A 25,314-nucleotide genomic window follows, 5' to 3' on the forward strand; every position below is an offset into this window, starting at 1 on the left:
CGACCCTGGAGGCGAACCCGCAAACTTCGTTGCCGAATGGAAAATCATGGACGACTCGCTGGACCGCACGCTCGGCGCCGTCGGCGCACGGCTGAAGCACCTCCGCCAGCGCCGCACCATCACGCTGGTCGAGCTCGCCGACCAGACCGGCATCTCCATCAGCACCTTGTCCCGTCTCGAGGCGGGCCTGCGCCGCCCGACCCTGGAACAGCTGCTTCCGCTGGCCCGCGTGCACGGCGTCACGCTCGACGAGCTCGTCGACGCACCGCCCACCGGCAATCCCCGGGTGACGCTGCGCCCGATCCGCGCCGACGACGGTGCGGTCATCCTGCCGCTGACCCGCCGTCCCGGCGGCATCCAGGCCTACAAGTTCGTGCTGCCCACCGGCAACGACGACGCCGAGCCGCAGCTGCGCACCCACGAGGGCTACGACTGGGCCTACGTGCTCAACGGCACCCTGCGCCTGGTGCTCGGCGAGCACGACCTCCTGCTCAACCCCGGTGAGGCCGCCGAGTTCGACACCCGGACGCCGCACTGGTTCGGCGCCACCAGCTCCGGCCCGGTCGAGTTCCTCAGCCTGATCGGCAAACAAGGCGAACGCGCCCACGTCCGCGCGCTCCCGAAGTCCCGTTCGTCCGAGTAACCCGTCGGCAGCGGAGAATCTGCTCATGGACACACCGGACGATCTCGACCAGGCCGCGGCGGTCTTCGCCCAGGTCCGTCCGCGGCTGTTCGGCATCGCCTACCGGATGCTGTCCAGCGCGACCGAGGCCGAGGACCTCGTCCAGGACGTCTGGCTGCGCTGGCAGACCTACGACCGCAGCGTGGTGACCAACCCGGCCGCGTTCCTGGCCACGACCACGACCCGGCTGGCGATCAACGCGCTGCAGTCCGCGCGCGTCCGCCGCGAGACCTACATCGGCCCGTGGCTGCCCGAGCCGGTCGACACCAGTGCGGACCCGCACCTCGGCGCCGAGCGCGGCGAGGCGCTGGGATTCGCCGTCCTGCTCCTGCTGGAGAAGCTCTCACCGACCGAGCGTGCGGCGTACGTGCTGCGCGAAGCGTTCGACTACCCGTACCGGCAGATCGCCGACATCCTCCGGTCCACCGAGGTCGCCGTTCGCAAGCTGGTCAGCAGAGCACGCCTGCACGTCGCGTCGGAGCGGCGAGCCGTGGTGACCGGCGCCGAGCAGCGGCGGTTGCTCGAGGCGTTCGTCGCGGCTGCCCGCTCGGGCGATCTGACCACGCTCGAGGGCCTGCTGGCGGCGGACGTCGTGAGCTACTCCGACGGCGGCGGCGTCGTCACCGCGTCCCGGGTCCCGGTGTCGGGCGCCCCGCGGGTGGCCAAGTTCGTGACCGCGGTGTCGCGCTGGTTCTGGGCCGGAGTCGAGATCACCTGGTCCGAGCAGAACGGTCAAGCCGCAGCAGTCCTGAGCCGCGACGGCACCGTGTTCGCGGTGCTCACGGTCAACGCCTCGGACGCCGGGATCGACCAGCTGCTGTGGATGATGAACCCGGCGAAGTTCACGGCGATCGCCCCGGTGGTGCCCTGACCCGCGGGCCCGGTCCGGGTGCGGTCACAACCGGCCCGGCTGTCCGGTCTTAGCTGCTGAGGACCGAGACGAAGGAGAACACCGTGAAGACGATCCTGGTAGTCGGCGGCGGCTACGCCGGCTTCTACGCAGCGTGGAAACTGGAGAAGAGGCTGCGCCGCGGCGAGGCCCAGCTGGTGCTGGTGGACCCGCGGCCCTACATGACGTACCAGCCGTTCCTGCCCGAGGTACTGGCCGGATCGATCGAGGCTCGGCACGCCGCGGTGTCGCACCGGCGGCACCTGCGCCGGACCCGGCTGGTCGCCGGCGCGGTCACGATGGTCGACCACGCCCGCAAGACGGTCACCGTTCGCCCGCCGGCCGGGCCCGACTTCGAGCTCGGGTACGACATCGTCGTGGTCACCGCGGGCGCGGTCACGCGGCGGCTGGCCGTTCCGGGCGTCGCCGAGCGGGCGATCGGCCTGAAGCACGTCGAGGAAGCGGTGGCGATCCGCGACCGGCTGCTGACCGCCTTCGACCAGGCCGCGGGCCTCGAGCCCGGCCCGCTGCGCCGCCGGCTGCTCACGGTGACGTTCGTGGGCGGCGGGTTCTCCGGCGTCGAGGGCTTCGGCGAGCTGCTCTCGCTGGCCACCTCCCTGGTCCGGACCTACCCGGAGCTGGATCCCGGTGAGCTCGCCTTCCATCTCGTCGAGGTGCAGGACCGGATCCTGCCCGAGGTCACCGACGAGCCCGGGGCGTGGGTGGTGCGGTCGCTGGAGAAGCGCGGTGCGCACGTCCACCTGAACACCCACGTCGTGTCCTCCACCGACGGTCACGTCGTCCTGTCCGACGGCGCGGAGTTCGACTCGGAACTGATCGTCTGGACCACCGGGAACGCCGCGAACCCGATGGTCAGCCGCCACACCGACCTGCCGATCAACCCGCGCGGCCTGCTCACCGTGCGCGCCGATCTCCGGGTCGGCACCGACGCCGAGCCGGTGCCGGACGCCTGGGGCGCGGGTGACGACGCCGCGGTGCCCGACCTCACCTCGTCGTTGCCGGGGGCCACGACCGTGCCGAACGCGCAGAACGCCGTCCGGCAGGGAAAGCTGCTGGCGAAGAACATCGTCGCCACCCTGCGCGGCCGGGAACCGAAGCAGTACGTGCACCACAGTCTCGGATCGGTGGCCACGCTCGGACTGGGCCGCGGCATCTTCCAGTACCGGCGCCTCGTCATCACCGGGCTGCCGGCCTGGCTGATGCACCGCGGGTACCACGTGCTCGCGGTGCCGACCTGGGAACGCAAGGTGCGGGTGCTGGCGATCTGGCTGACCGGGCTGCTCTTCGGCCGGGACATCGTCTCGCTGGCCTCGGTCCAGCATCCCCGGGACGCATTCCTGGCCGGTGGCGAGCCAGACCGGCCAGTACCGGCACAGAGCTCCGCCACCGGCAACGTCGATGACCTGGCTGGTCGCGCGCTCTAGGCTGGGCGGGTGGACGAGCAGCCGAGTTGGCGTGAGCAGCGGCGGGAGGCGTCCGCGGCGCATGCCGCCGCGCTGGAGCGACGCCGCGCCGCCGAGACCGAGAAGGCCCGCGCGCTGCTGGCCGACTTCATCCGGGAGATGCAGGCCCGGGGCATCGAGCCCCAACCGCTGCGGGCGCCGGTGGTGGGATCGGGCACGAGCTACCGGACCGGCATCACCGGTTGGTACCTGCGGCGCAACCGCTCACTCGGCGTGGACGCCGACGGCAACTTCTACATCCTCGGCACCACCGCCGGCCTGACAGCGCACCTGCTGGGCGTGAAGGTCCTGCCCTCCGACCCGCCGCTCACGATCGGCCTGGGTGCCCGCGACGGCGAGTCGCTCCCGCTCGCCGAGCTGTTGCAGCTGCGCCTGGACGAAGTCGACGCCCAGAGCTGAGCGGCGGCCTCGTCAGTCGCCGAGCAGCCGCTGTCCGGGGTCGGAACCTGACCAGCGGGCCGCCGCCCGAATATTCGGTGGCGGCGCGCTGGGGTCGCTGGTAGCGTCCCCGGCCTGTCTTTTCGGGTGGCTTCGCCCGGACAGCATGAAGGATCGAATCGAACCGGACGGTCTCCGGGGCGGGATCTCATCGACCGTCCCCCAGCCGGTCGTTCGTACCCCTTCAACTCGAGTCGAGGCAGCATTCGATGGCCGAACCCGCACTCATTCCCACCCACTCCACCGAGCTCGAGGCCGAACGCGCCTTTCTCGCCGAGGCCCGCGACGCGCTGGCCCGGATGCACCAGGCCGTGGAGGACCGCGACGTCCCGCTGATCGGCGGCGAGGACAACGACGAACGCTTCACCAACGAGTCCAACCTGCTCGCCCGCCGGCTGCGCACGCTGGCGCTGCGCGACCTGCCCGACGTGCCGCTGTTCTTCGGGCTGCTCGACTACGAGCCCGGCACGATCGAGGAGATCGACCGGATCCACATCGGCCGCCGGCACGTGCACGACGGCAGCGGCGCCCCGCTGGTCATCGACTGGCGCGCGCCGGTGTCGGTGCCGTTCTACCGGGCCACCCGCAGCGACCGGCAGCGCGTCGTCCTGCGGCGCCGGTACGGCTTCTCCGACACCGCCGAGCTGACCGGCTTCGAGGACGAGCCGCTGATCGGCGCCGCCGAGGCCGACCAGGCCGACGCGTTCCTGCGCGCGGAGATCGAACGCCCACGCACCGGTCCGATGCGCGACATCGTGGCCACCATCCAGCCCGAGCAGGACGACCTGGTCCGCGCGCCGCTGCACCCGAGCGTCTGCGTGCAGGGCGCGCCCGGCACAGGCAAGACGGCCGTCGGCCTGCACCGGGTGGCGTACCTGCTCTACACCGAACGCGAACGGCTGAGCCGGGGCGGCGTCGTGATCGTCGGACCGAACCGCTCGTTCCTGTCCTACATCCGCAAGGTGCTGCCCGCGCTGGGCGAGGTCGACGTCCGGCAGATCACCATCGAGGAGCTGATCACCCGGCCCGCCGCGGGATCGGACCCGCCGGAGGCCGCGCGGACCAAGGGCGACGCCCGGATCGCCCGGGTGCTGGAGCGAGCCCTCTGGTCCTTCGTCGGTACGCCGACCGACGGGGTGATGTACACCAAGGGGTCCTACCGCTACCGGGTGCACGACTACGAGGTCGCGGAGATGGTGACCTCCCTGCGCGGCTCGATGAAGCACGGGCCGGGCCGCGACGCTCTCGCGCAACGGATCGCCCACGCCGTCCTGGTCCTGATGGAGCGGCGAGGCGAGTCGCCGGACGACCGCGTGCAGAACGCCGTGGCCCGCTCGAAGCCGGTCAAGGCGCTCGTCGACGCGGTGTGGCCACGGGTCGCGCCGGAGCAGGTGCTGCACCGGCTGCTGTCGAACGCCGACTTCCTGGCGGAGTGCGCCGGGGACGACCTCACCGCGGACGAGTGCGCCGCGCTGGTGTGGCCGCGGGCTCCTCGCTCCTGGAAGTCGGCGAAGTGGTCGGTCGCTGACACCGTGCTGCTCGACGAGCTGGACGAGCTGATCGAACGGCGTCAGGGTTCGCTCGGCCATCTGGTGATCGACGAGGCGCAGGACCTCTCAGCGATGCAGTTGCGCGCGCTCGGCCGGCGGTGCCGCTCGGGCTCGGCGACGGTGCTCGGCGACCTCGCCCAGGCGACGACGTCCTGGGCGGCCGGCCCCTGGGACCAGGTGCTCGCCCATCTGCAGAAAGCCGACGCCGTCGTGGCCGAGCTCGACCGTGGTTTCCGCGTCCCGGACCAGATCATCGCGTTCGCCGCGAAGCTGCTGCCGCAGATCGCCCCGACGCTCGGCGTACCGCGGGGTGTGCGGGCGGTCGACGACGCGCTGAGCGTCGTCCGGACCGAGCAGGCTTCGCTGCCCGACGCCCTGGCCGCCGCGTGCCGCGCGGCCCTCGCCGGGCAGGGCTCGGTCGCGCTGATCGCGGCCGACGAGCAGATCGCCGGCCTGCGGGACACGCTCACCGCCGCGGGTCTGGAACCGACACTGCTCGGCGAGACCGAGGAGACCGCCCGGCTGACGTGCGTGCCGGCGAGCCTGGCGAAAGGCCTCGAGTTCGACGCCGTGGTGGTGGCCGAACCGGCCCGCATCGTCTCGGCCGAACCCCGCGGCCTCCAGCGCCTGTACGTCGTGCTCACCCGCGCGGTCAGCCGGCTCCAGATCGTGCACGCCGAACCGTTGCCCAGCGCCCTTTCCGGGGAGGCGGCCGACGCCGAGCCAGACACGCCCTAACCCCCGCCGCGGCTATTGTCCGCGGGGAGACAGCGGGCGAGCCGGGAGGCGGACGTGGACGGAGTGGGGGTCGTCGTACTGGCCGTCGCAGTGCTGGCGGTGGCCGGCACCGGGTGGGGCATCGTCGTGCTGGTCCGTCGGCAGCAGTACATCAAGTCGCTGCGGGCCCGGGGCTGGACGTTCGTCAACAGCCCGGGGTTCGATGCCGTGGCCCGGCTCGGCAACCCGCCGTTCGGGCTCGGCTTCCGGCGGGAGCCGGACGACCAGATTACCGGCCGGACCGGTTCGGGCCGGCCGTTCCAGGTGATCGAGTACACCTCCGACCACTGGTCCGGGTGGGTGGCCATGGTGGCGCTGTCGCGCCGGCTTCCGGAGTTGTGGGTGACCGGTGGCGAGACCAAACCGCGCGTCGGCGTCGAGGCGACCGTCGTACCGGCTCCGGCCTCGCTCGGTCCAGGCTGGCAGATCGGTGCGCTCGACCCGGCGTACGCCGCTGAGGTGCTGACCGGGGCGGTCTGCGAGCGGCTCACCGCGCTGGCCGCCGGACAGGCCGGCGTGAACCTCAGCATCGACGGCGACCAACTCGTGGTGCTCGACCCGCCGCGCAAGGACGTCGACCGGCTCGGTCCGTGGCTGGACCAGCTCGCCACCGTCGCCGACGCGATCGACGCCGCCCAGCTGGACCGCTGGATCCAGCCCGAGCAGCCACCGCGGCTGACCTTCTACCACCACCCGGACTGGCACTGGATCGGCACCGACGACTACCTGCTGCAGGTCACCCCGGTGACCCGCTCGGGTCACGACCACAGCACCAGCGACGTGATCCGGGGCCGGGACGGTGACGGTCCGCCGTTCGTCGCCTTCACGCACCGCTGGAAGACCACCCACACCGAGAGCTACACCGACAGTGAGGGCCGGACCCAGACCCGGACCGTGGTGGAGAACCACAGCGAGCCGGTGCTCGGCTTCCAGCTGCCCGCCCGGATGCCGTCGCTCGAGATCGGCCGGCGCGGGTTCGGCCGCGGCATCAGCTTCGAGAGCGAGGCGTTCAACGACCAGTTCTCGGTCGTCGCCCAGCACACCAAGTTCGCGTACGACGTGATCCATCCCCGGCAGATGGAGTACCTGATGGCGAGCTCGCCGGCGTCGTTCCGGATCGTCGACGACTGGGCCTGGTTCTCGGTCAGCGAGCACAGCCAGCCGCTGATCGCGCACAGCTCGTGGTTCCTGCGCGGCTTCCTGGCCCGGATCCCCCGCTTCGTCTGGCGCGACCTGGGCCTGCCGGAGGCGCCGTACCCCGGCGTGCTGGACCCGGCGGCGAATGGTCGCTAGTTCCGCGGGTACCACAGCGGGACCGTGGGCAGACGCACTCAGGCGTCGTCGTCAGCTGCCCACCCGGGAGGACCGCCATGTTGAAAGCAATCTTCGGTGCCGCCGGGCGGCGGACCGCGCAGCCCAGGACCGTGGCCGGCGTCCCGGTCCTGTCGGCGGGAAGTCATCGGGACGCGCGCGACGGCGCCTGCTTCATGGAGTACGCGTCGTACCTGGCCGGCGAGCCGTGGTCGGACCATCCGCGCTGCACGCATCCCCTGCTGGCCCATCTCGCGCGTGAGGTCAACGACCGCACCTCCAGCGCGGGCCGGGCAGCCCTGGCGCCCCTGATCCCGACGGTCATCGGCATCACCTCCGACGATCCGGTCGTGCACCCGCGGCTCGTCGCACGAGTCGTCCGGACCGTACTGCCGGTCGCCGCGCGGCCGGACCAGGTCGTGCTGGCCGTCGCTCTGATCCGCGCGGAACAACTGATCGCGGAACTGAACGGCCACCAGGACGGCAAGTCGGCCGCCAGCCGTGAGGTGCTGGCCGAGAACGCGCTCGCGACCAAGTGGGCGGAGACCTTCTTGAAGGCCCGGCCACTGCCCGGCCTCGGCACCTACCTGCGACGCTCGGCGCCCAGCTCGATCTCGGCCGCGGCGTACGCAGCCGCCAACGCTCCGCACACCGATCCGGACGGTCTGCTGCGCCGGTTGCTGACCGAAGGCATCGCCGCGGCCACCACGACCGGTTCGCCGAACGCTCCGGCTCCTGCTCCCTCGGAGGAAGCCAAGGCGACGGGCGAAGCCCAGGCCTCTTCGCTGCCGTGAGCCGAGCGGGCGTTCGGTCCGTGGTGCCTGCCTGCGTCGGGTCAGCTGGTGGTCTGGCGGAGCCGGCTCTTGGCCCCGCGTTCGACGAACAAGGGCACGAAGTCCCTGATCGGCGCCTGCTCGAACTCCGGCTGAACCTGTTGCACTGCTTCTCGCACGTCCTCGGTCGGCAAGCCCGGGAACTGCTTGGCCAGCCGATCGACGACCTCGCTGATTGCGCGGTGCTCCTCTGATCTGTCCATGCTCCGCTGTTACCCAGGCCGCCGGAGCAGGTATTCGGGCTCGGGCCGTTTGTTCACCTACTGGTCACCTTCGGCCCGACCCGGCACCGGGCCGGTCACGCTGCCTTGCCCGTGGATCAGCGTCAAGCTAGCTTGACAGCATGGCCGACGACGAGGGACCAGCTCATGCTGATCCTCGCGAGCGAGCTCGGTTGCAGGCCGTAGCCCGTGCCGAACGGGCGAAGCTGGCCGAGTTGCAGATCGTCGACGCGGCCGAAGAGCTGATCGCCGACGCACGGTTCGTCGACCTGCTCGATCAGCAGGTCGAGGCCCAGCGCCGGCACTCCACCGCCGAGCAACAGGTGACCACGGCACTGTCCACCGGCGACCACGGCCGGATCACGAGCGCGCGACAGCGGTGCCGTGCGGCCGAGGTGCAGTCCCATCGCGTCCGGGACGAGGCGATCGAGGAGATGCTCCAGCTCACCAGCGACGGCGCGGACCGATCCACCCGGTACGCCGCTCAGTACGGCCGGTGGCAGGACGCCGTCGCCGCCGAACTGCCGCCGGACGTCACCTGACCAGGCCCGCCCGCACCGCCGTCCGGGCTGCGCCGCCGGCGGGTCAGCCGGCGCGCAGTTCGCCGATCAGCTTCTCGATCCGGGCGCGGATCTCGTCGCGGACCTGACGGACCACCTCGATCGGCTGGCCGGCGGGATCGGTCAGCTCCCAGTCCTCGTACCGCTTGCCCGGAAAGAAGGGACAGGCGTCGCCGCACCCCATCGTGATCACCACGTCGCTGCTCCGGACCGTATCGGTCTCCAGTCGCTGCGGCACCGCACCGGTGATGTCGATGCCGACCTCGCGCATCGCCTCGACCGCGACCGGGTTGATCCGGTCCCGCGGCTCGGACCCGGCCGAGCGGACCTCGACGGTGTCGCCGGCCAGCTGCCGCAGCCAGCCGGCGGCCATCTGGGACCGGCCGGCGTTGTGCACGCAGACGAACAGGACACTGGGCTTGCTCATGCGGATGCTCCAGATCTCACGGTCGTGTCGGAAGGTGGGGTGACAACGTCATCGGCAGCCTGTCCGGCGTCCGGGGAGAGCACTGCCAGCAGCCCGACCGCGACGACGCCGCCGACCAGCTGGAAGATCACGAAGGCGGGGACCGAGCCCGGCGCGATACCGGCGAACGTGTCGCTGAACGCGCGCCCGACCGTGACCGCCGGGTTGGCGAACGAGGTCGAGGAGGTGAACCAGTACGCCGCTGCGATGTACGCGCCGACCGCGGCCGGCGCCAGCGCGGCACGTCCCGACCGGGCCAGGGCGAAGATCAGCACGACGAGGCCCGCGGTGGCGACCACCTCCGCCAGCCACAGATGCGCACCGCTCCGGTCGGTGCTCGACCAGGACACGGCGGCTTCGTCGTACATCAGGTTGGCCAGCACGGCGCCCGCGACACCGCCCACGACCTGCGCCGGCACGTACGCCGCCAGGTCGCGCACCGTCAGCCCGGTCCCGGCGCGGCGCCCGAGCCACCAGTCGGCCGCCGACACGACCGGGTTGAAGTGCGCTCCGGACACGGGCCCGAAGATCAGAATCAGCACCGCGAGCCCGAACGCCGTCGCGAACGCGTTCTCCAGCAGCTGCAGGCCGACGTCGTTCGGGGACAGCGACGCCGCGGCGATTCCGGAACCGACCACGACAGCGACCAGCAGCCCGGTCCCCAGCGTTTCGGCCACGGCTCGCCGCCACAGCGGGACGATTGTCCTCACCGGCGGCACTAGGCGGTGAGAGCGGGCACGGCGAGCAGATCGGAGATCCACTGCATGCGCTCGCGGACGGGCCAGTAGTAGACCCATGTCCCGCGCCGCTCGCAGTCGACCAGTCCGGCCTCGCGCAGCACCTTGAGGTGGTGCGAGATCGTCGGCCCGGAGACGTCGAAGTGCGGGCTGATGTCGCAGACGCACACCTCGTCGCCGGCGGAGGCGATGATCGACAGCAGCCGCAGTCGCACCGGGTCGGCCAGCGCCTTGAACGCCGCCGCACCCTCGGCGGCCTGAGCGGCGTCCAGCGCGGTCGTCGCGATCGGGGCGCAGCACCCACCGGCGGCGGTGGGCGCGAGCTGCTGTTTAGACATGGGTCTATCTTGACTTCCGTCTAACCAAGAGGCAAGCTGACCGCTGTTTAGATGAACTTCGAGACAGGTGGACGGACATGATCGAAGCTCCGGTGGTAGTGATCGGCGCGGGCCCGATCGGCCTGGCCGCGGCCGCGCACCTGGCCGAGCGCGGGACCGACTTCACGGTCCTGGAGGCCGGGTCGGGCGTCGCCGCGGCGATCGGCGAGTGGCGGCACGTCAGGCTCTTCAGCCCGTGGCGCTACGACCTCGACCCCGCGGCCCGGCGACTGCTGGAGCGGGCCGGCGGCTGGATCGAGCCGGACCTCGGCACGCTGCCGACCGGCGGCGACCTGATCGACGGCTATCTCGAGCCGCTCACCAAGACCCCGGAGCTGTCCGGCCGCATCCGGTACGGCGCCGAGGTGGTCGCGGTGACCCGCGCCGGCTACGACCGGGTCCGGACCGCGGGTCGCGAGAACGCACCGTTCCTGGTCCGGCTGACCGACGGGTCCGAGCTGCTCGCCTCGGCCGTGATCGACGCGGCCGGGACCTGGCGGCGCCCGAACGTGCTCGGCGGCTCGGGCATCCCGGCCCGCGGCGAGGCGTCCGCCGCCGACCACATCGCGTCCGCGCTGCCCGATGTCCTGGGCAAGGACCGGGACCGGTTCGCGGGCCGTCGTACGGCGGTGGTCGGCGCCGGGCACTCCGCGGCGACAACACTGCTCGAGCTCGGCGAGCTGTCCGAGCAGGTCCCCGGCACGGAGGTGCTCTGGGTCGTTCGGGGCACCGACCAGGCCCGGACGTACGGCGGTGGCGACGCCGACGAGCTGCCTGCCCGCGGCGCGCTCGGCACCCGGCTGCAGCGGCTCGTGCGTGCGGGGCGCGTCGAGCTGGTCGGCGGCTTCCGCACCGAGGAGCTCACGCTCACCACCGACGGTCGCGTCGAACTGGTCGCCGGGGAGCGGCGCATCACCGTCGACACCGTGGTGAACTCCACCGGCTTCCGGCCCGACCACGACATGGTCGGCGAGCTGCGCCTCGACCTGGACCCGATCCTCGGCTCGACCCGCGCGCTGGCGCCGCTGATCGACCCGAACAAGCACTCCTGCGGCACCGTGCCGCCGCACGGCGTCGACGAGCTCGCCCACCCCGAGCCCGGGTACTACGCGATCGGCGCCAAGTCGTACGGCCGGGCACCGACGTTCCTGCTCGCCACCGGCTACGAGCAGGCCCGCTCGGTCGTCGCCGCGCTCGCCGGCGACTGGGAAGCCGCCCGCGATGTCCAGCTCAACCTGCCCGAAACCGGCGTCTGCTCCTCCGGTCAGGCCCTCGGCGACGCCGAGACGTCGGGCGGCTGCTGCGGCCCGGCCCCGCAGGCGGTGGAGCTCACCACCTCTGCTGGACGCGGTCCGGCCACCGGAATCACCGGCGGCCTGCTGACCGTGATCGACACCAAGCCGGCCGCCGGGCAGTCGAGCTGCTGCACCTGATGCGCCCGGCCGCGACCGTCGGGTACGGCGTTCCGGACCACGCGTTCGGAGCCGTGCTCGACGGTCAGCGGCTCGCGGCGGCCGGCAGCGGTGAGTCGGCGGCGGAGCGCCGCGTCTCGCGCCGGTCGGCAAGGATGATCAGCACGCCGGCCACCGGGAGGAGCAGCGCAGGCGACACCCGCAGGAACGCCAACATCACTGCTCCCCACGCGATCAGTCCCCACCCGAGGGCACCCGGTATACGCAGGTCCCGCCCGGCGGCCCAGACGACGTAGGCGCCGAGCAGGAGCGTCGGCGCCGCAAAGCTGCCCAGTGAGAGCCAGTACGCCTCTGCTGCTTCGTGTTCCGCCGCACCCTGCGGCGTGATGACGTCCGCCGACAGCAGGCCGGTCTCGGCCATTCGTCTCCACGCGTCGAGCCGCAACGGCACCGATCCCAGCAGGTGCCCGGCCCCGAGCGTCACGGTGAGCCAACCGGCGAGTCGCTTGATGTGTCGTGTGTTCACATGCAGGATGTTACGCGTGTCAACATCGGCTGCCAAGACCTATCACCACGGCGATCTGCGCCGCGCGCTCGTCGCGACGGCTCGCACGCTCGTCGAGGAGACAGGCCCCGGCAAGCTCACGATGCGGGCGGTCGCCGCCCGGATCGGCGTCTCCCCCGCGGCGCCGTACCGCCACTTCGCCAGCCGTGAGCTGCTGCTGGCCGCCGTCGCAACGGAGGCGTTCCACGAGCTTGCAGACGTGATCGACACGGAGACGAAGACCGACCCGCTTGCCGCGCTGCACAGCGTGCTCGCCGAGTACGTCCGGTTCGCGCTCCGCGCCCCGCAGCTCTACCGACTGATGTTCGGCGCAGGCCGCCCCGACCGCGCGCAGCACGCCGATCTGCTCGCCGCCCAGCACCGCCTGGAGTCAGCGGCCGCCGAGACGTTGCAGCGTGCGGCGGCGGCCGGAGCCATTGCCGCGACCGACCTCGACGACGTACTGCTCACCCTGCGCAGCCTCATGCACGGCGTCGCCACCTGGGCGCTCGACGCCCACCTGACCACGGATCAGGCGATGGTGTCGGTGCACGGCGTGCTCGACGTGATGAACAGAGGCCTGCTCCCCCGATAGTCATTTCACGTGGACTGCAGGGAAGCTGACTCCGGGAGAGAACCGTCCCGGCACGCGAGCCGATTAAGGTCTGGGCATGGAGCAGCAGCGGCGCGGCTACGACTCCCTGCGCCGGACGACGCAGGCACTGCAGACGAGATCCGACATCGCGCAGGCGGCGCGCCGGCTCTTCGTCGCCCACGGCTGGACCGGGACGACGGTGCGCGACGTGGCGCGGGAGGCCGGGGTCTCGGTGCCGACCGTCTACTCGGCGTACGGCAACAAGGCCGGGCTGACGCGCGCCCTGGCCGACGCCGCCGACCTGTCGGCCGACCCGTCCCAGCAACTCGCCGAGCTGGAAGCCGCCGCGGGAGATCCAGCGCGCCAACTGGCCGCGATGGTGGCCTACGACCGAAGGCTGTACGAGCGGGCCGGTGACGTGATCACCCTGGTTCGCGAAGCCGGCCGCTCGGAGCCGGAACTGGCGAGCCTCTACCGCGAGGGTCGCCGCCGCGCCGACGAGACCCGTACCGCGGTCTTCGCCTCCTGGCCCCGCGGCACCCTGCGCACCGGGCTCGACGTGCCCACCGCCGTCGACATCTACGCGGCCCTGTGCACCATCGACGTCTTCACCACCCTCACCGAGGAACGCCGCTGGTCCCCCGACCGGGTCGAACAGTGGTGGCGCGGGACAACCGCTCGCGAACTGCTCGCCGACTCCTGAACCGAGTTGCTGCACCGGAAGCAGCGACACCTTCATCCAAGCCGGGGGAAGACATCGCCGGTGCCCGGTGTTGCTGTCGTCGTACCTGCATCGCCTGTTGAGGCGACCGCTCACCGACTGCGCTGGAGACACTCGATGACAAGCACCGCCGACCAGACCATCGACGCACTGCGCACCGGGCACGACGAGCTGGTGGCGAAGGTGGCCCGCTTCGGTCCGGACGAACTGGTGCGCGATTCGGCCGCTGCCGAGTGGACTGTCGCGCAAGTGCTCAGCCACCTCGGCAGCGGCGCCGAGATCCACCTCGCCATCCTGGAGAGCGCCCTCGACGGCGGCACCGCCCCCGAGGGCGACTTCTACCAGTCCGTCTGGGGCCGGTGGGACGCCATGTCCCCCGCCGAGCAGGCCGCGAACTTCCCGGCCGCCAACGAGACGCTGGTGAACCGGTTCGAGAAGCTGGACGACAAGGTCCGGGCCGAACTGATGGTCGACTTCGGGTTCTTGCCGGAGCCGATCGACCTGGCCGGAGCGGCCGGGATGCGACTCAGCGAGTTCGCCCTGCACTCCTGGGACGTTCAGGTCGCCTTCGACTCCACGGCCCGGATCGCGCCGGACGCCACCGCGCTGCTGCTCGACCGCGTCGACGGGCTGCTCGGTTTCGCCGCCAAGGCCGACCAGTACGACGGCAAGCTGACCCTGGCCGTGCACACCACTGACCCCAACCGCGATTTCGGCCTGGTCGTCGCCGACACCGTCTCACTCCTCGACGTCCCCGACTCGGTCGACGGCGAACTGACCGCACCCGCCGAGTACGTCGTCCGCCTGATCACCGGTCGGCACAGGGCCGAGCACACCCCGGCCTCGGTGTCTGTGACCGGCCCGGCGACGCTCGACGACCTGCGCCGGATCTTCCCCGGCTACTGATCGCCGGCCCGGGCCACGACGGCGCCGGGCAGGCAGCTGGCGAGTAGATGCTTGAGGCAACATTTCCGGCACGGCTCTGTGCTCGGCGCGGGGCCGTGCCGGTTGTTCAGGTGGTGTTTGCCTGCGGTCTGTCGGTGCGGTGCAGGATCGGGGCCGCCGTCCAGCAGCACCCCGATGTCCCAAGGAGCACCGCCATGTCTCTCGACCGCCGTTCCGTACTCCGTGGCGCCGCCGCCGGCGCCACTGGTGTCGGCCTCGCCACCGTCGGCGCCGTGCCGACCCTCGCCGAGGCCACCCCGGCGCCGCGGCACTCGCCGTACCCGACCCACCGGCCGTTCCCGCCGCTGATGGACGACCCGAAGGGTCTGCTCGCGCTGCCGCCGGGCTTCAAGTACACGATCGTCACCCGCGCCGGCGAAACCAAGCTGAAGACCGGGCAGCCCAGCCCGGCCGCGCACGACGGCATGGCGGTCTTCGGCGCGGGCCGGGGCCACACGCTGATCCGCAACCACGAGATCGGCAGCAACAACGCGCTGGGCGTGCCGCAGCTCGAGGGCACCGTCTACGACCCCGGTGTCGGTGCGGCCGGCGGGTGCACTGTCGTCTCGGTCGACCGTGACGGCACCAACCGCGGCGAGTGGGTCGGCATCTCCGGCACGCTGACCAACTGCGCCGGCGGGCACACGCCGTGGGGCACCTGGCTGACCTGCGAGGAGACCGAGAGCAAGGCCAACGGCACCACTCGACTGAAGGACCACGGCTACGTCTTCGAGGTCTGGGCCGATGGCGAGACCGCGCACCCGGTCCCGCTCAAGGCCCTCGGCCGGTACGCCCACGAGGCCCTCGCGGTGGACAAGGACAAGGCCCACATCTACCTGTCCGAGGACGCCTCCGGCCCGAACGGCCTGTTCTACCGCTGGAGCGCGCCGGCCGGCTACCGCCTCGGCAAGCACAGCTGGCGCGACCTGGCCGACGTCGACTTCGGCACGCTGGAGGCGATGGCCATTCTCGGGGACGACGGCAAGCCGATCCCGGACGTCGCGTACCTGACCTCCGCGCAGCTGCTCCGCCCGTTCCGGGTGGCATGGGTGCCGGTGCCCGACCGGGACGCGGTGTCGGTCTCCTGCCGCCGCCAGTTCACCGACGGCCAGGTCACCCGGGGCAAGAAGTTCGAGGGCGTCTTCGGCACCGACGACGGCGTGTACGTCGTGAACTCCTACGCCAAGTCCGGCACCAGCGACCTGCCGGCCGACGCGGTCCCGCACGACGGCATGGTCTGGTTCTACAACTACAAGGCCCGGACCATCCAGCTGGTCACCTACTTCCCGGAGAACGCCGCCGCCGACCAGGGCGCCGCCGCGAAGTACAACGACTACAACTTCGACGGCCCGGACAACGTCACCGTCACGCCGTGGGGCTCGCTCGTGCTCGCCGAGGACGGCAACGCCAGCAGCCACGTGCTCAGCTCCACCCCGGGCGGCCCGACGTACGCGATCGCCCGCAACATGCTCAACGACTCGGAGTTCACCGGCCCCGCCTTCTCCGCGAACGGCGACGTGCTCTTCGTGAACATCCAGAGCCCCGGCATCACCTTCGCCATCACCGGCCCCTGGCGCGACTACCTCGGCTGATCCGGTTCCCTGCGACGTACGGCCGACCCGCCCACCGGCCGTACGTCGTGCTCGTCGGTGGTTCTGGGTACAGGTGGGGTGAGCAACTCGACCAGGAGGCCACCATGAGCACCAGCCAGGTCAACCCGCCGCCCTTCGACGGTCCCGAGCGGGACGACACGATGGACGACGACCAGCAGTCGAACTCGATCAGCGACCGCGCCGAGGACGGCACCCCGCTGACCGAGACCGGCCTGCCCGACCCCGACGACGCACCGGTCGACGAGGACCCCGACGACCAACTGCTGCGCGACTGACCGGCCGCTGACTTCTCGGGCTGGTCAGGGCCGGCGCCGGAGTTGCCGGGCCAGCACCTTCGCCACGAAGCCGGCGTCGCGGTGCACGCCGCGCAGCGTGTTCGACGAGAAGGACCGCTGGAACTCCAGGCCGAGGTACGCCAGCCCCGGATGGGTCAGCGAGACCCCCTTCCTGTGCTGGGGCGCGCCGTTCGCGTCGAGCGCGCCGATGCCGGCGAGGTAGCCGACCGCGGGCCGGTAGCCGGTAGCGAACAGGACCACGTCGACCGGCTCACGGCTCCCGTCGGACCACACGACGGAGTCCCCGTCGAAGGCGGTGAACAACTCGCGCTGATCGAGCCGTCCGGTCGAGAGCGCGTCCTGGTAGATCCCGGTGTCGAAGACCGGCGTACCGCGGATGAGCTGGCGCAGCGCCTGAGGCGGCAGCAGATCGAGCCGCAGCGTGGTCAGCCAGAAGTGCATGTCCCGGCCGCCGCGGACCTGCGGCACGAACTGCACCGGCGCCCGCACCGCCAGCGTCACCTGCGCGACCTCGGCCAATTCGTACCCGACCTGCACGCCGGAGTTGCCCCCGCCGACCACGACCACCCGTCGATCGGCCAAAACCTTCGGATCCCGGTACTTCGCCACGTGCATCGCCTGCCCGGTGAAGCCCTGCATGCCCGGCAGCAGCGGTACGTACGGGTTCGCGAACGAGCCGCTCGCGACGACCACCCCGTCGGCCGTCAGCGTCTCGCCGCTCGCCGTCCGGACCTCGAATCCTCCTCCGCGCTCCTGGACGGACTCGACCCGCTGCCCCGTCCTGATGTCGACGCCCAGCCCGGCGGCGTACGACTCGAGGTAGGCGACCACCTCGTCCCTGGTGGGGTACCGATCGGGATCGCCGGGGAACGGTGCCCCGGGGAACCCGCTGTACCGGGCCGGCGAAAACACGGTCAGGCTGTCGTAGTACTGCGGCCACGACCCCGCCACCCGGTTACTTGCCTCCAGCACCACCGGTTCCAGGCCCGCATCCCGCGCCGCCCGGGCTCCGGCCAAGCCGGACTGTCCCCCACCCACCACTACGATCCGCTGCGTCTTCACCAGAAGAAGATATCAACAATCTTTAATACGTCAATCCCTCGATAACTTGTAGCATTCGGGTGGAGGTGCCAGATGAGCCAATCCCACCCGGCGACCGGCGACCTGCTGCCGCTGCCTGCGGTGCGCGAGGGCGTCGACGGCCTGCCCGAGCTGGCCGAGGCGACGCACGAGTTCCTCAAGGCGCTCGCCAGTCCGAGCCGTCAACGGATCATGCTGCTGTTCGCCCGCGGCGCCGAGCTGTCCGTCAACGAGGTCGCCGAGCGCGCGGGCCTCGGCCAGTCCAACGCCTCCCAGCAACTGGCGCTGCTCAAACGCGGCAAGGTGCTGACCTCGCGCCGCGACGGCAAGGGCGTGCTCTACCGCGCCGACCGCGAAGGGACGTCGTCCGCCCTGGCCGACCTCCAGCGCTACCTCACCATCTGCTGCTGACCAGATCCCGTCCACCACGACCCCGAAGGAGCGAGCACCATGCAGACCGGCAGCCGGGAAGCCTCCGTTGCCGCGCACGACCCGTCGATCGAGTCCAGCCCGTCCCTGCTCGGACGCCCGCTGGGGGCTGCCGCCGCGGCCGCGACCGCCGGAGCCTGGCTCGGCATGGTCGTGTCCGTTCTCGGCTGGTTCGACGAACCGCTCGAGGTCTGGTTCGAGGTCAGCAAGGTGGCCACCGCCGTCGGAGCCTGCGCCGGCCTCGGTCTCGCGGCCGCGCTGACCGCCGTCCGGGCCCACGGCCGCCACGACGACGAGGACCGCGTGCCCGTCCGCCGGTACGACGTGATCTCACCCCACCGCGGCTGACCGGAGTACGTCAGGCCGCCGGCTCGACCGCGAAGACCCGGTCGAGGCCGGTACGGCGCAGCAGTTCGGTCGTCTTGCGGTTGGCGTGCCGGATCACCACGCCACCACCGCGACGCCGGCAGACCCGGTGGGTGTCCAGCAACGCGGCCAGCAGGTTCGACGAGATCTGATCGACCTCCGAGACGTCGATCACCACCAGGTACGCCCCGTCCATCACGAGGTCGCGCAACTGCCACCGCAACCCGGACAACCCCTGCGCCAGCAGCCCTTCGGTCACCGTGACGATCGCCTTCTGTGGCAACGGACTGTGCAGCGCGTTCGACATCTGGCGCCTCCCAAGCTGATCGAACCGTGGCCTCCAGCCTCCGCGCCGGACATTGAGACCGGTCGAACCCCTTCTTTACGATCGGATGACGGAAGGTCACCCGCCGGCCCGGCCGCCGCGGGGTTTGCCACCATGGACGAATGCCCTTGCAGGTTCTGATCGTGGAGGACGACGACCGCATCCGCGCGGTCCTGCGGCTCGCGCTCGAGGACGAGGGCTACCAGGTCGCGGAGGCCGGCGACGCCGACACCGCGCTGGACCTGACCCGCAAGGCCATGCCGGACCTGATGATCGTCGACCTGATGCTCGGCGCCACCGACGGCTACACCTGCATCCGCGAGGTACGCCGGAGCAGCGACATCCCGATCGTGGTGGTCAGCGCCCGGTCCGACACCCACGACATCGTCGCGGGGCTGGAGGCCGGGGCCGACGACTACGTCACCAAGCCGTTCCAGGTGAAGGAGATCACCGCCCGGCTGCGGGCCTTGCGCCGGCGGCTGCGCACCGCCGCGGACGACGCCGAGCCGGACATCGTGCTGGACGCCGACCCGCGCCGCAGCCTGGTGCTGTCCCGGGCCCGCGGCGCCGCCCGGCTCGACGGCCAGGACGTCCCGCTGACCGTCACCGAGTTCCGGCTGCTGTCCGAGCTGGCCCGGATCCCGGGCCGGGTGCTCAGCCGGCAGGCATTGCTGGAGGCCGTCTGGGAGCACGGCTTCTACGGCGACGAACGCATCGTCGACGTGCACATCCGCCGGCTCCGGACCAAGATCGAGCGCGACCCGGGGCATCCCGCGATCGTCGTCACCGTGCGCGGCCTCGGGTACCGGCTGGACCCTCGATGACCAAGCCCCGAGGGCCGCTCGCGTCGGCGGGCCTGCGGCACCGGCTCGTCCTGGCCTTCGGCGCGGTCACGCTGCTGGTGTCGACGATCTTCGCCGCCAGCACGTACCTGCTGGCGCGCAACTACATGCTCGCCCAGCGGGAACGCGCGGTGAAGCACCAGGCGCTCGCCGACGCGGCGTTCGTGCAGCGCCGGCTGGAGAGCGCGGGCGCCGACATCTCCGCCGTGTTCACCGCGGCCGGGCCGCCGGCCGAGAACATGATCGTGCTGCGCTGGGGTGACCAGTGGTACGCCTCGGCCCTGGACAGCGGTCACGAGGACGTCCCGTCGGCCCTGCGCACCGCGGTGGAAGCGGGTCAGGTCGGCACCCAGCGGTTCCGGACCGAGGACGGCCCCGCGCTCGCCCTCGGCGTACCGCTGGCCAGCGTCGACGCCGAGTTCTACGAGGTCGCGCCGCTCGGCGAGCTCGACGAGAACCTGCGCCTGCTCAGCATCATTCTCGCCAGTGGCGCGCTGGTCGCCGCGGCTGCCGGCGCCGCGCTCGGCGGCTGGGCCGGTCGTTCGGCCGTCACCCCGCTGAACCGGGTCGCGGCCGCCGCCGCCCGGATCGCCGGCGGACACCTGGAAACCCGGCTGCCGGTCACCCGCGACCCGGAGCTGACCACGATCGTCGGCTCCTTCAACAGCATGGTGGACACCCTCCAGCAGCGCATCGAACGCGACGCCCGGCTGGCCGCCGACGTGAGTCACGAGCTCCGGTCGCCGCTGACCACCCTGGTCGGCAGTGTCGACCTGCTCAACGCTCGCCGGGACGAGCTGTCGCCGCGCTCACAGCAAGCGCTCGACCTGGTGACCGCCGACCTCGACCGGTTCCGCCGGCTGCTCGACGACCTGCTCGAACTGGCACGCTCCGACGCCGGACTCGATCAACTGCCGCAGGAGCCCGTGAACGTCTGGGTGCTGCTGCGGCACGTGATCAGCGAGGTGAGCGCCGACTCCGCCGTGCTGCGCGGCCCCGAGGACGTCGAGGTCACCGGCGACAAGTCACGGCTCAGCCGCCTGTTCCGCAACCTGCTCGAGAACGCCGAGCGGCACGGCGGCGGACTCGCGTCGGTCGAGATCAGCCGGCTGGGCGCCGAGGTCGTCGTCACCGTCGACGACAGCGGGACCGGCGTACCGGCTGCGGACCGCGAGCGGATCTTCGAGCGGTTCGCGACCGGGCCGAGCCGCCGCGGTTCCTCCTCCGGCACCGGCTTGGGGCTGGCGCTCGTGGCGGAGACGGCCGCTGCCCACGGTGGCGCCGTCTGGTGCACCGATGCGCCCGGTGGCGGTGCCCGCTTCGTCGTACGACTCCCGGCGGCCCGGTCGTGATGCGCCGCGCGGCCGGCTGCCTCGGCGTACTCGTGCTGGTCGCCGGATGCGGCATCCCCACCCAGGACCAGCCCAGTCAGGTCGCTGCCTCGGAGATCCCCGCTCCCCTGCGCGGCGACGGTACGCCGCAGCCGTCCGTGCCGGCCACGGTCGATCCGGGCGACTCGTCGCTGCTGATCTACTTCGTCCGCGACGACCGGCTCATCGGCCTGCCCCGCGAGACGCCGACCGGTTCGCGCGACGACCGGCTCTCCGAGGCCCTGGACTCCCTGACCGCCGGCCCCAGCGAGAAGGAACAAGCCGCAGGCATCACCACCGCCTTTCCCGCCGGCCTCGACCTCGCCGTGGAAGCCGTCGACGGAACCCGCGTCGTGCTCAACCTGAGCGGCGAGACCGACGGCCGCTCCGCCACCGACAACGTGCTCACCGTCGGCCAGGTCGTGCTGTCGCTCACGTCCCTGCCCTCGGTCACCGAGATCACCTTCGTCCGCGACGGCACCCCCGTCGAAGCCCTGCTGCCCGGCGGCGCCCTCACCGCCGACCCCCTGACCGCCGCCGACTACCTCCCCCTCAAACACAACTGACCCCGGCCCAGCGCCGCGGGTTTCCGGCGAACCCTCTACTCTTCCGTCGGCAGGCAGTCGGTCTGCGGGGGTGTGCTTCTGGGGGTTGAACGATGCGACGAGCAAGCGTTGGTCTGGCCTGTGCGGCCGCACTGATAGCGGTGCCGGCCTGCGACTCCGGCCAGGCGACACCTCCGGTGAGCCAGGCCGCGGCGACACCGAGTGCGCCCCTCCCCCAGCCGGCCGGAAACCTGTGCGAGCGCGTGGGACCAACCCTCGCCGGCGAGTGGAAGGCCGAGGAACAGCCGCCGGCGTCGTTCCCGCTCGCGGACGTCTGCTCGCTGACGAACGCCGCCGACCCGAACAACCAGTACTCGATCTCGCTCGGCGTGCTGCCCGTGTCGGCGCAGGATGCCGCGGAACTCCGCAAGTACGACGTACGCCGGCTGAAAGGCCACTACGTCGTGCAGCCCGTCGACGGCGGCGTCGGGCAGGACTCCTGGGCGGTCGATCCGGCCGCGGCCGGGCCCTGGGTGGTGTTCCGCAGCGGCAACAGACTGGTGAAGGTGTCTCGGCCGCTCGGAGGCAAGGGACAACTGAACGCGGTGAAGGCCGTCGCCAGGACGATCGAGCGCCTTCCCGGCGGATTCCCGCCGACCCGGTCGATGCACCGGCGCCCCGAGTGCGAGCGCGGCACCGCGGCGGCGGAGAAGCTGCTGGCAGCCAAGGCGGCGGCCCGGCGAGACACGCTCGTGAACGGCTTCGTCTCCTGCCGCTGGGCCTCGACCCGCCAGGCCGCGGTCGCGATCGGCGGCGGACTGGGATCGGACGCCGCGATCGCCTTCACGAATCTGCGAAACGCAGGCACCGGCCCGGTGGTGTCGAACCGCCGAGTCCCTGTCGGCCAGGAGGGCTGGCAGCAGGACAACGGCTTCCTGGCCTACCAGCTCGCCGAGAATGCCTTCGTCACCGTCGTCGCCCATCCCATGCCCTCCACCCAGTCCGCAGGCGTCCTCGCGCTGGCCAGAGCGCTACGCCCGATCCACCTCCGCTGACACCACCGCCGCCCGACGTTGCTCTGCGATCACCTGCTCCGCCGCCAGAACGTGCACTGGTGCCGGCGATCGAGATCGACGTGGCGGAAGTTGCCAGGGGCAAGCGACTCGGTGGTGGGGCCGCCGCGGTACGCCGGCCAGTGCGGCAGGCCCGGGCCGTTCGGGTCGCCGGAGCGGGCGAAGTTCGTCCAGTACCGGCGCATCTGCTCCGCGAGGCGCTGCTGGGCCGGCGTCATCGGGGCGTACGGGCCGAAGTCGAACAGGTAGGCCACCTCCGAGCCGTGATACGCCCCGGACGGGAAGCCCGGCGGGAACCAGCCTTCCAGGACGGCGGCCGTGGGGTCGGCGAAGGAGAAGCTGTAGACCTTCGTCCGCCGGGCCATGTCGTCGCTGGACCGGACTGTCGGACAGACCCAGCTGCTGTCCGTTCCCACAGCCGCCCAGGCGAGCAGCGGCGACGCGTACGCCGATGCCGGGTAGCGTTGCTCGACCGCCTTGGCCAGGCCGCCGAAGCTCTTCGCCAACTGAGCCCGGTACGCCGAGACACTCAGCGAATCCCCGAACAGCGGCGCGAAGTACCGGTGCTCGTCCCGGGTGTTGCCCTGGAGCACGGGGACCCGGTGGAACCACCCCGCCCGCACCGCGTGCACCGGATCCACCGGCAAGATCGGCGTGCCGTACCCAGGCGAGGTGAACTCGCCGTTCAACGTCAGCAGCGCGGCGACATCGTCGACCTCACGCAGACAGGCAAGCACTCGACAGCCGAGATCGCGGCCCGCCTGCCGGCCGCGCGCCGCCAGCTCGGACCGCGGCGCCCAGTACCTGATCGGCTCGGAGTCCGGGAACATCACGTTGCGCGGCCAGTTCTGCCGGCACGAGCCGCTCTGGATCACCGCGCGGTGGAACAGCCTGGCCGAGCCTGGCGACACCAGGTGCGCACAGACGGCCGCACCGCCCGAGGACTCCCCCATGATCGTCACGTTCGCCGGGTCGCCTCCGAAGGCACGGGCGTTGCGGCGCACCCATCGCAGCGCGGCCTGCTGATCGGCCAGCCCGAAGGTGCCCGAGTCGGTCAGCCCGGGATAGCCGAAGTACCCGAAGATGCCCAGCCGGTAGTTCACCGTGACCACGACCGCGTCGCCGATCCGGCTCAGCGGCCGGCCGTCGTACTCCGCGCCCTGGCCCGACGCCCACGCGCCGCCGTGGAACCACACCATCACCGGACGGCCCCCTGCAGCCATCCCCTGACCGGTGGACGCAGGGGCGGTCACGTTGAGAAACAGGCAGTCCTCCGACGACGCCGGATCCAGCGCGCCGTCCGCGCCGAGCTGGGCACACTTCGCCCCCGGCCGGCCGGCGTCGCGAACGCCCGGCCAGGCCGGGTGCGGCCGAGGCAGCGTCCACCTCGCCGGTTTCGCGGCGTACGGGACGCCCTGGAACACGCTGGTCCCGCCGTCGGCGACGCCTTCGACCAGCCCCTTGTCCGTCGCTAGGACCACCCGCGCCGCGCCGTCCCGCCGGGTGGAGTCGGCAGCGGAGTCGGCGGCGGACCCCGCAACCACCACCAGGCTGGTCGTGAGCGCGACGGCCAGTACACCAACCACGGTCCGCAGGGATGTCCGGCGTACGAAGCTCCTCATGGCTCCGACTCTTCCGCTTCCTCGCAGGAGCGAAATCAGCCGAAAGTCTGCCGTCACCAGACCAAAGCAGCCTCCTTTCCCGCGCAGCGACCGTGCGGTGAGCGCCGGCCTGGCCGATGATGGACTGGTGGCCGGCCCGGCGGCCGCATGACGCTACGCAAGGGGGTCGCGTGCAGATCAGTCTCGACATCAACGATCTGAGCAACGTCCGCCTGATGGCGCCGGGCCCGGTGCTGGAGACCATGATGGCCGGGCAGACCCTGCAGGCGCGGCCGCCCAAGGCGGCCTTGACCAGGTCCCACCTCAAGTGGCGCCGTGCGGTGGCGCCGAAGGTCGCGGCCTCGGGCCCGGTCCGGCGGGTCCTCGAAGTCGGCGCCCGGCCGTACAGCGCGGTCGACCTGTACCTGCCGTCCGTCGGGGCCGCCGATCTGGCCGAGGGCATCGACCGGCTGCGCCGGCTGGGACCGCAGTACTACCGGCTCGAGCTGGAGCTGTGCTCGGCCGACCACCACCCGCGCCACATCCCCCGCTGGACCGAACAACTGGCGGCCGGTGATCCGCGTCCCCGCGAGGACCTGGTCAACGGAGTCCGCCTGCTGCACGACATCGGGCTCCAGGAGGAGCTCGTGAGCGCTGCCGTGGCGGTCCGGCGGTTCCTGGCGGCGCGCACCCAGGACCTCGCCGACGGTGGGATCAACCAGCTGATGAACAACCTGCACCCCTGGATCAGCTGGCACCCGCCGATGATCACGATCGACGCGCCTGGCTCGGCTCCGCCCGGCGAACCGAGGCGGTGTGGCGGACGCGGGATCATCCTCACTCCGTCGGTCTTCGCGACGGCGGTCCAGTACTGCCTCGACGGCGCCGGAGAACTGCCCAGCTTGCTGATCTTTCCCATCACTCCGTCCGGCGAGCAGCCGGTCCGGCCGGGCCCGGGACTGGAGCAGCTGCTCGGCCGGAAGCGCGCCGCGATCCTCGCCCTGCTGGCCCGCGAGCAGCTCTGCACCTCCGACCTCGCCCGGCGCTGCGCCATCTCCCCCGGCGCCGTCAGCGAACACACCCGGATACTGCGTGACGCTGGGCTGATCACGACCGACCGGAGCCGGCTCGCGATGCACCGCATCACTCCGGCCGGATCGACACTCATCGGCGACCACGTCGGCCTCGGCGCACAGGCAGAGCGCCTCGGCTCCCGTGACGCGACGGGATGA

The 25,314-nt window shown here is 71.7% G+C and carries 29 protein-coding genes; 21 read left to right on the forward strand and 8 right to left on the reverse strand.

What is annotated here, in order from left to right; translation table 11 throughout:
* Positions 1-46: 46 nt before the first annotated feature.
* From KFLA_RS19255 to KFLA_RS19285, 7 genes are all read left to right on the forward strand, one after another.
* Positions 47-643 carry a helix-turn-helix domain-containing protein gene (locus KFLA_RS19255; protein ID WP_012921485.1) on the forward strand — a complete coding sequence of 199 codons (597 nt, stop codon included), beginning with the start codon at positions 47-49 and terminating at the stop codon, positions 641-643.
* Positions 644-668: 25 nt separating this feature from the next.
* Positions 669-1,553 carry an RNA polymerase sigma-70 factor gene (locus KFLA_RS19260; RefSeq protein ID WP_012921486.1) on the forward strand — a complete coding sequence of 295 codons (885 nt, stop codon included), beginning with the start codon at positions 669-671 and terminating at the stop codon, positions 1,551-1,553.
* 83 nt (positions 1,554-1,636) lie between these two features.
* Positions 1,637-3,016, forward strand: a complete 1,380-nt coding sequence (locus tag KFLA_RS19265) for an NAD(P)/FAD-dependent oxidoreductase (RefSeq protein WP_012921487.1) — start codon at positions 1,637-1,639, stop codon at positions 3,014-3,016.
* A 9-nt stretch (positions 3,017-3,025) separates the two neighbouring features.
* Positions 3,026-3,454, forward strand: a complete 429-nt coding sequence (locus tag KFLA_RS19270) for a hypothetical protein (protein ID WP_012921488.1) — start codon at positions 3,026-3,028, stop codon at positions 3,452-3,454.
* A gap of 248 nt (positions 3,455-3,702) precedes the next feature.
* Positions 3,703-5,781: a HelD family protein gene (locus tag KFLA_RS19275; protein WP_012921489.1), complete on the forward strand. Its 2,079-nt coding sequence runs from the start codon at positions 3,703-3,705 to the stop codon at positions 5,779-5,781.
* Positions 5,782-5,835: 54 nt separating this feature from the next.
* A complete protein-coding gene (locus tag KFLA_RS19280; RefSeq protein WP_012921490.1) occupies positions 5,836-7,113 on the forward strand; it encodes a hypothetical protein in 1,278 nt (425 codons plus the stop codon).
* Positions 7,114-7,190: 77 nt separating this feature from the next.
* The gene (locus tag KFLA_RS19285) at positions 7,191-7,925 is read left to right on the forward strand and encodes a hypothetical protein (protein WP_012921491.1); all 735 of its coding nucleotides are present in this window, start codon (positions 7,191-7,193) and stop codon (positions 7,923-7,925) included.
* Positions 7,926-7,966: 41 nt separating this feature from the next.
* Here the strand turns inward: KFLA_RS19285 and KFLA_RS19290 are convergent, their stop codons facing one another.
* A complete protein-coding gene (locus KFLA_RS19290) occupies positions 7,967-8,167 on the reverse strand; it encodes a three-helix bundle dimerization domain-containing protein (protein WP_012921492.1) in 201 nt (66 codons plus the stop codon).
* Positions 8,168-8,307: 140 nt separating this feature from the next.
* Here KFLA_RS19290 and KFLA_RS19295 point away from each other — a divergent pair, with 140 nt between their 5' ends.
* Positions 8,308-8,727: a hypothetical protein gene (locus KFLA_RS19295; protein WP_012921493.1), complete on the forward strand. Its 420-nt coding sequence runs from the start codon at positions 8,308-8,310 to the stop codon at positions 8,725-8,727.
* A gap of 43 nt (positions 8,728-8,770) precedes the next feature.
* Here KFLA_RS19295 and KFLA_RS19300 read toward each other — a convergent pair whose 3' ends face one another.
* From KFLA_RS19300 to KFLA_RS19310, 3 genes are read right to left on the reverse strand one after another with little or no spacing between them, the layout of a single operon-like run.
* A complete protein-coding gene (locus tag KFLA_RS19300) occupies positions 8,771-9,172 on the reverse strand; it encodes an arsenate reductase ArsC (RefSeq protein ID WP_012921494.1) in 402 nt (133 codons plus the stop codon).
* Positions 9,169-9,921, reverse strand: coding sequence for an aquaporin (locus tag KFLA_RS19305; protein WP_237706541.1), 753 nt, complete (start codon positions 9,919-9,921; stop codon positions 9,169-9,171). Before KFLA_RS19305 ends, KFLA_RS19300 begins: the two co-directional genes overlap by 4 nt.
* Positions 9,922-9,929: 8 nt before the next feature.
* Positions 9,930-10,286 carry an ArsR/SmtB family transcription factor gene (locus tag KFLA_RS19310; protein WP_012921496.1) on the reverse strand — a complete coding sequence of 119 codons (357 nt, stop codon included), beginning with the start codon at positions 10,284-10,286 and terminating at the stop codon, positions 9,930-9,932.
* A gap of 77 nt (positions 10,287-10,363) precedes the next feature.
* Between KFLA_RS19310 and KFLA_RS19315 the strand changes: the two genes are divergently transcribed.
* On the forward strand, positions 10,364-11,758 hold the full coding sequence (locus KFLA_RS19315) for an FAD-dependent oxidoreductase (protein ID WP_012921497.1): 1,395 nt from the start codon (positions 10,364-10,366) through the stop codon (positions 11,756-11,758).
* Positions 11,759-11,822: 64 nt separating this feature from the next.
* Here the strand turns inward: KFLA_RS19315 and KFLA_RS19320 are convergent, their stop codons facing one another.
* Positions 11,823-12,263, reverse strand: a complete 441-nt coding sequence (locus tag KFLA_RS19320) for a DUF6463 family protein (protein WP_158307287.1) — start codon at positions 12,261-12,263, stop codon at positions 11,823-11,825.
* 16 nt (positions 12,264-12,279) lie between these two features.
* On the opposite strand from KFLA_RS19320, the gene KFLA_RS19325 reads away from it, so the two are divergent.
* The 5 genes from KFLA_RS19325 to KFLA_RS19345 all read left to right on the forward strand — a co-directional run bounded on the left by KFLA_RS19325 (position 12,280) and on the right by KFLA_RS19345 (position 16,430).
* Positions 12,280-12,876 (forward strand): TetR/AcrR family transcriptional regulator, encoded by a 597-nt coding sequence (locus tag KFLA_RS19325; protein ID WP_012921499.1) that lies wholly within the window; start codon positions 12,280-12,282, stop codon positions 12,874-12,876.
* A 76-nt stretch (positions 12,877-12,952) separates the two neighbouring features.
* Positions 12,953-13,579: a TetR/AcrR family transcriptional regulator gene (locus tag KFLA_RS19330; RefSeq protein ID WP_012921500.1), complete on the forward strand. Its 627-nt coding sequence runs from the start codon at positions 12,953-12,955 to the stop codon at positions 13,577-13,579.
* Between the two features lie 135 nt (positions 13,580-13,714).
* Positions 13,715-14,503, forward strand: a complete 789-nt coding sequence (locus KFLA_RS19335) for a maleylpyruvate isomerase family mycothiol-dependent enzyme (RefSeq protein ID WP_012921501.1) — start codon at positions 13,715-13,717, stop codon at positions 14,501-14,503.
* Between the two features lie 194 nt (positions 14,504-14,697).
* The gene (locus KFLA_RS19340; protein WP_012921502.1) at positions 14,698-16,134 is read left to right on the forward strand and encodes an alkaline phosphatase PhoX; all 1,437 of its coding nucleotides are present in this window, start codon (positions 14,698-14,700) and stop codon (positions 16,132-16,134) included.
* A 104-nt stretch (positions 16,135-16,238) separates the two neighbouring features.
* Positions 16,239-16,430 carry a hypothetical protein gene (locus KFLA_RS19345; protein WP_012921503.1) on the forward strand — a complete coding sequence of 64 codons (192 nt, stop codon included), beginning with the start codon at positions 16,239-16,241 and terminating at the stop codon, positions 16,428-16,430.
* A gap of 24 nt (positions 16,431-16,454) precedes the next feature.
* On the opposite strand, the gene KFLA_RS19350 is transcribed toward KFLA_RS19345, so the two are convergent.
* Positions 16,455-17,513: a flavin-containing monooxygenase gene (locus KFLA_RS19350; protein WP_012921504.1), complete on the reverse strand. Its 1,059-nt coding sequence runs from the start codon at positions 17,511-17,513 to the stop codon at positions 16,455-16,457.
* 72 nt (positions 17,514-17,585) lie between these two features.
* Here KFLA_RS19350 and KFLA_RS19355 point away from each other — a divergent pair, with 72 nt between their 5' ends.
* A complete protein-coding gene (locus KFLA_RS19355; RefSeq protein WP_012921505.1) occupies positions 17,586-17,942 on the forward strand; it encodes an ArsR/SmtB family transcription factor in 357 nt (118 codons plus the stop codon).
* Positions 17,943-17,981: 39 nt separating this feature from the next.
* Positions 17,982-18,308: a hypothetical protein gene (locus tag KFLA_RS19360; RefSeq protein ID WP_041289393.1), complete on the forward strand. Its 327-nt coding sequence runs from the start codon at positions 17,982-17,984 to the stop codon at positions 18,306-18,308.
* Positions 18,309-18,318: 10 nt separating this feature from the next.
* Here the strand turns inward: KFLA_RS19360 and KFLA_RS19365 are convergent, their stop codons facing one another.
* Positions 18,319-18,633, reverse strand: a complete 315-nt coding sequence (locus KFLA_RS19365; RefSeq protein ID WP_012921506.1) for an STAS domain-containing protein — start codon at positions 18,631-18,633, stop codon at positions 18,319-18,321.
* A 140-nt stretch (positions 18,634-18,773) separates the two neighbouring features.
* Between KFLA_RS19365 and KFLA_RS19370 the strand changes: the two genes are divergently transcribed.
* From KFLA_RS19370 to KFLA_RS19385, 4 genes are all read left to right on the forward strand, one after another.
* Positions 18,774-19,475: a response regulator transcription factor gene (locus tag KFLA_RS19370; RefSeq protein WP_012921507.1), complete on the forward strand. Its 702-nt coding sequence runs from the start codon at positions 18,774-18,776 to the stop codon at positions 19,473-19,475.
* On the forward strand, positions 19,472-20,845 hold the full coding sequence (locus KFLA_RS19375) for a sensor histidine kinase (protein WP_012921508.1): 1,374 nt from the start codon (positions 19,472-19,474) through the stop codon (positions 20,843-20,845). Before KFLA_RS19370 ends, KFLA_RS19375 begins: the two co-directional genes overlap by 4 nt.
* Positions 20,845-21,429, forward strand: a complete 585-nt coding sequence (locus tag KFLA_RS19380; RefSeq protein WP_012921509.1) for a GerMN domain-containing protein — start codon at positions 20,845-20,847, stop codon at positions 21,427-21,429. Before KFLA_RS19375 ends, KFLA_RS19380 begins: the two co-directional genes overlap by 1 nt.
* Before the next feature lie 242 nt (positions 21,430-21,671).
* A complete protein-coding gene (locus KFLA_RS19385) occupies positions 21,672-22,463 on the forward strand; it encodes a hypothetical protein (RefSeq protein ID WP_041289394.1) in 792 nt (263 codons plus the stop codon).
* A 29-nt stretch (positions 22,464-22,492) separates the two neighbouring features.
* Here KFLA_RS19385 and KFLA_RS19390 read toward each other — a convergent pair whose 3' ends face one another.
* Positions 22,493-24,103, reverse strand: a complete 1,611-nt coding sequence (locus tag KFLA_RS19390) for a carboxylesterase/lipase family protein (RefSeq protein ID WP_012921511.1) — start codon at positions 24,101-24,103, stop codon at positions 22,493-22,495.
* A gap of 170 nt (positions 24,104-24,273) precedes the next feature.
* Here KFLA_RS19390 and KFLA_RS35710 point away from each other — a divergent pair, with 170 nt between their 5' ends.
* A complete protein-coding gene (locus KFLA_RS35710; protein WP_012921512.1) occupies positions 24,274-25,314 on the forward strand; it encodes a winged helix-turn-helix domain-containing protein in 1,041 nt (346 codons plus the stop codon).

The sequence above is a fragment of the Kribbella flavida DSM 17836 genome (assembly GCF_000024345.1).
Classification (GTDB): Bacteria; Actinomycetota; Actinomycetes; order Propionibacteriales; family Kribbellaceae; genus Kribbella; species Kribbella flavida.

Excerpts from the sequence above, each read along its gene's own strand:
- KFLA_RS19255 (WP_012921485.1), top strand. The coding sequence starts at position 47 with ATGGACGACTCGCTGGACCGCACGCTCGGCGCCGTCGGCGCACGGCTG.
- KFLA_RS19375 (WP_012921508.1), top strand. The coding sequence starts at position 19,472 with ATGACCAAGCCCCGAGGGCCGCTCGCGTCGGCGGGCCTGCGGCACCGG.
- KFLA_RS19340 (WP_012921502.1), top strand. The coding sequence starts at position 14,698 with ATGTCTCTCGACCGCCGTTCCGTACTCCGTGGCGCCGCCGCCGGCGCC.
- KFLA_RS19390 (WP_012921511.1), bottom strand. The coding sequence starts at position 24,103 with ATGAGGAGCTTCGTACGCCGGACATCCCTGCGGACCGTGGTTGGTGTA.
- KFLA_RS19335 (WP_012921501.1), top strand. The coding sequence starts at position 13,715 with ATGACAAGCACCGCCGACCAGACCATCGACGCACTGCGCACCGGGCAC.
- KFLA_RS19315 (WP_012921497.1), top strand. The coding sequence starts at position 10,364 with ATGATCGAAGCTCCGGTGGTAGTGATCGGCGCGGGCCCGATCGGCCTG.
- KFLA_RS19295 (WP_012921493.1), top strand. The coding sequence starts at position 8,308 with ATGGCCGACGACGAGGGACCAGCTCATGCTGATCCTCGCGAGCGAGCT.
- KFLA_RS19345 (WP_012921503.1), top strand. The coding sequence starts at position 16,239 with ATGAGCACCAGCCAGGTCAACCCGCCGCCCTTCGACGGTCCCGAGCGG.
- KFLA_RS19355 (WP_012921505.1), top strand. The coding sequence starts at position 17,586 with ATGAGCCAATCCCACCCGGCGACCGGCGACCTGCTGCCGCTGCCTGCG.
- KFLA_RS19300 (WP_012921494.1), bottom strand. The coding sequence starts at position 9,172 with ATGAGCAAGCCCAGTGTCCTGTTCGTCTGCGTGCACAACGCCGGCCGG.
- KFLA_RS19285 (WP_012921491.1), top strand. The coding sequence starts at position 7,191 with ATGTTGAAAGCAATCTTCGGTGCCGCCGGGCGGCGGACCGCGCAGCCC.
- KFLA_RS19365 (WP_012921506.1), bottom strand. The coding sequence starts at position 18,633 with ATGTCGAACGCGCTGCACAGTCCGTTGCCACAGAAGGCGATCGTCACG.
- KFLA_RS19275 (WP_012921489.1), top strand. The coding sequence starts at position 3,703 with ATGGCCGAACCCGCACTCATTCCCACCCACTCCACCGAGCTCGAGGCC.
- KFLA_RS19380 (WP_012921509.1), top strand. The coding sequence starts at position 20,845 with ATGCGCCGCGCGGCCGGCTGCCTCGGCGTACTCGTGCTGGTCGCCGGA.
- KFLA_RS19330 (WP_012921500.1), top strand. The coding sequence starts at position 12,953 with ATGGAGCAGCAGCGGCGCGGCTACGACTCCCTGCGCCGGACGACGCAG.
- KFLA_RS19360 (WP_041289393.1), top strand. The coding sequence starts at position 17,982 with ATGCAGACCGGCAGCCGGGAAGCCTCCGTTGCCGCGCACGACCCGTCG.
- KFLA_RS19260 (WP_012921486.1), top strand. The coding sequence starts at position 669 with ATGGACACACCGGACGATCTCGACCAGGCCGCGGCGGTCTTCGCCCAG.
- KFLA_RS19290 (WP_012921492.1), bottom strand. The coding sequence starts at position 8,167 with ATGGACAGATCAGAGGAGCACCGCGCAATCAGCGAGGTCGTCGATCGG.
- KFLA_RS19370 (WP_012921507.1), top strand. The coding sequence starts at position 18,774 with ATGCCCTTGCAGGTTCTGATCGTGGAGGACGACGACCGCATCCGCGCG.
- KFLA_RS19310 (WP_012921496.1), bottom strand. The coding sequence starts at position 10,286 with ATGTCTAAACAGCAGCTCGCGCCCACCGCCGCCGGTGGGTGCTGCGCC.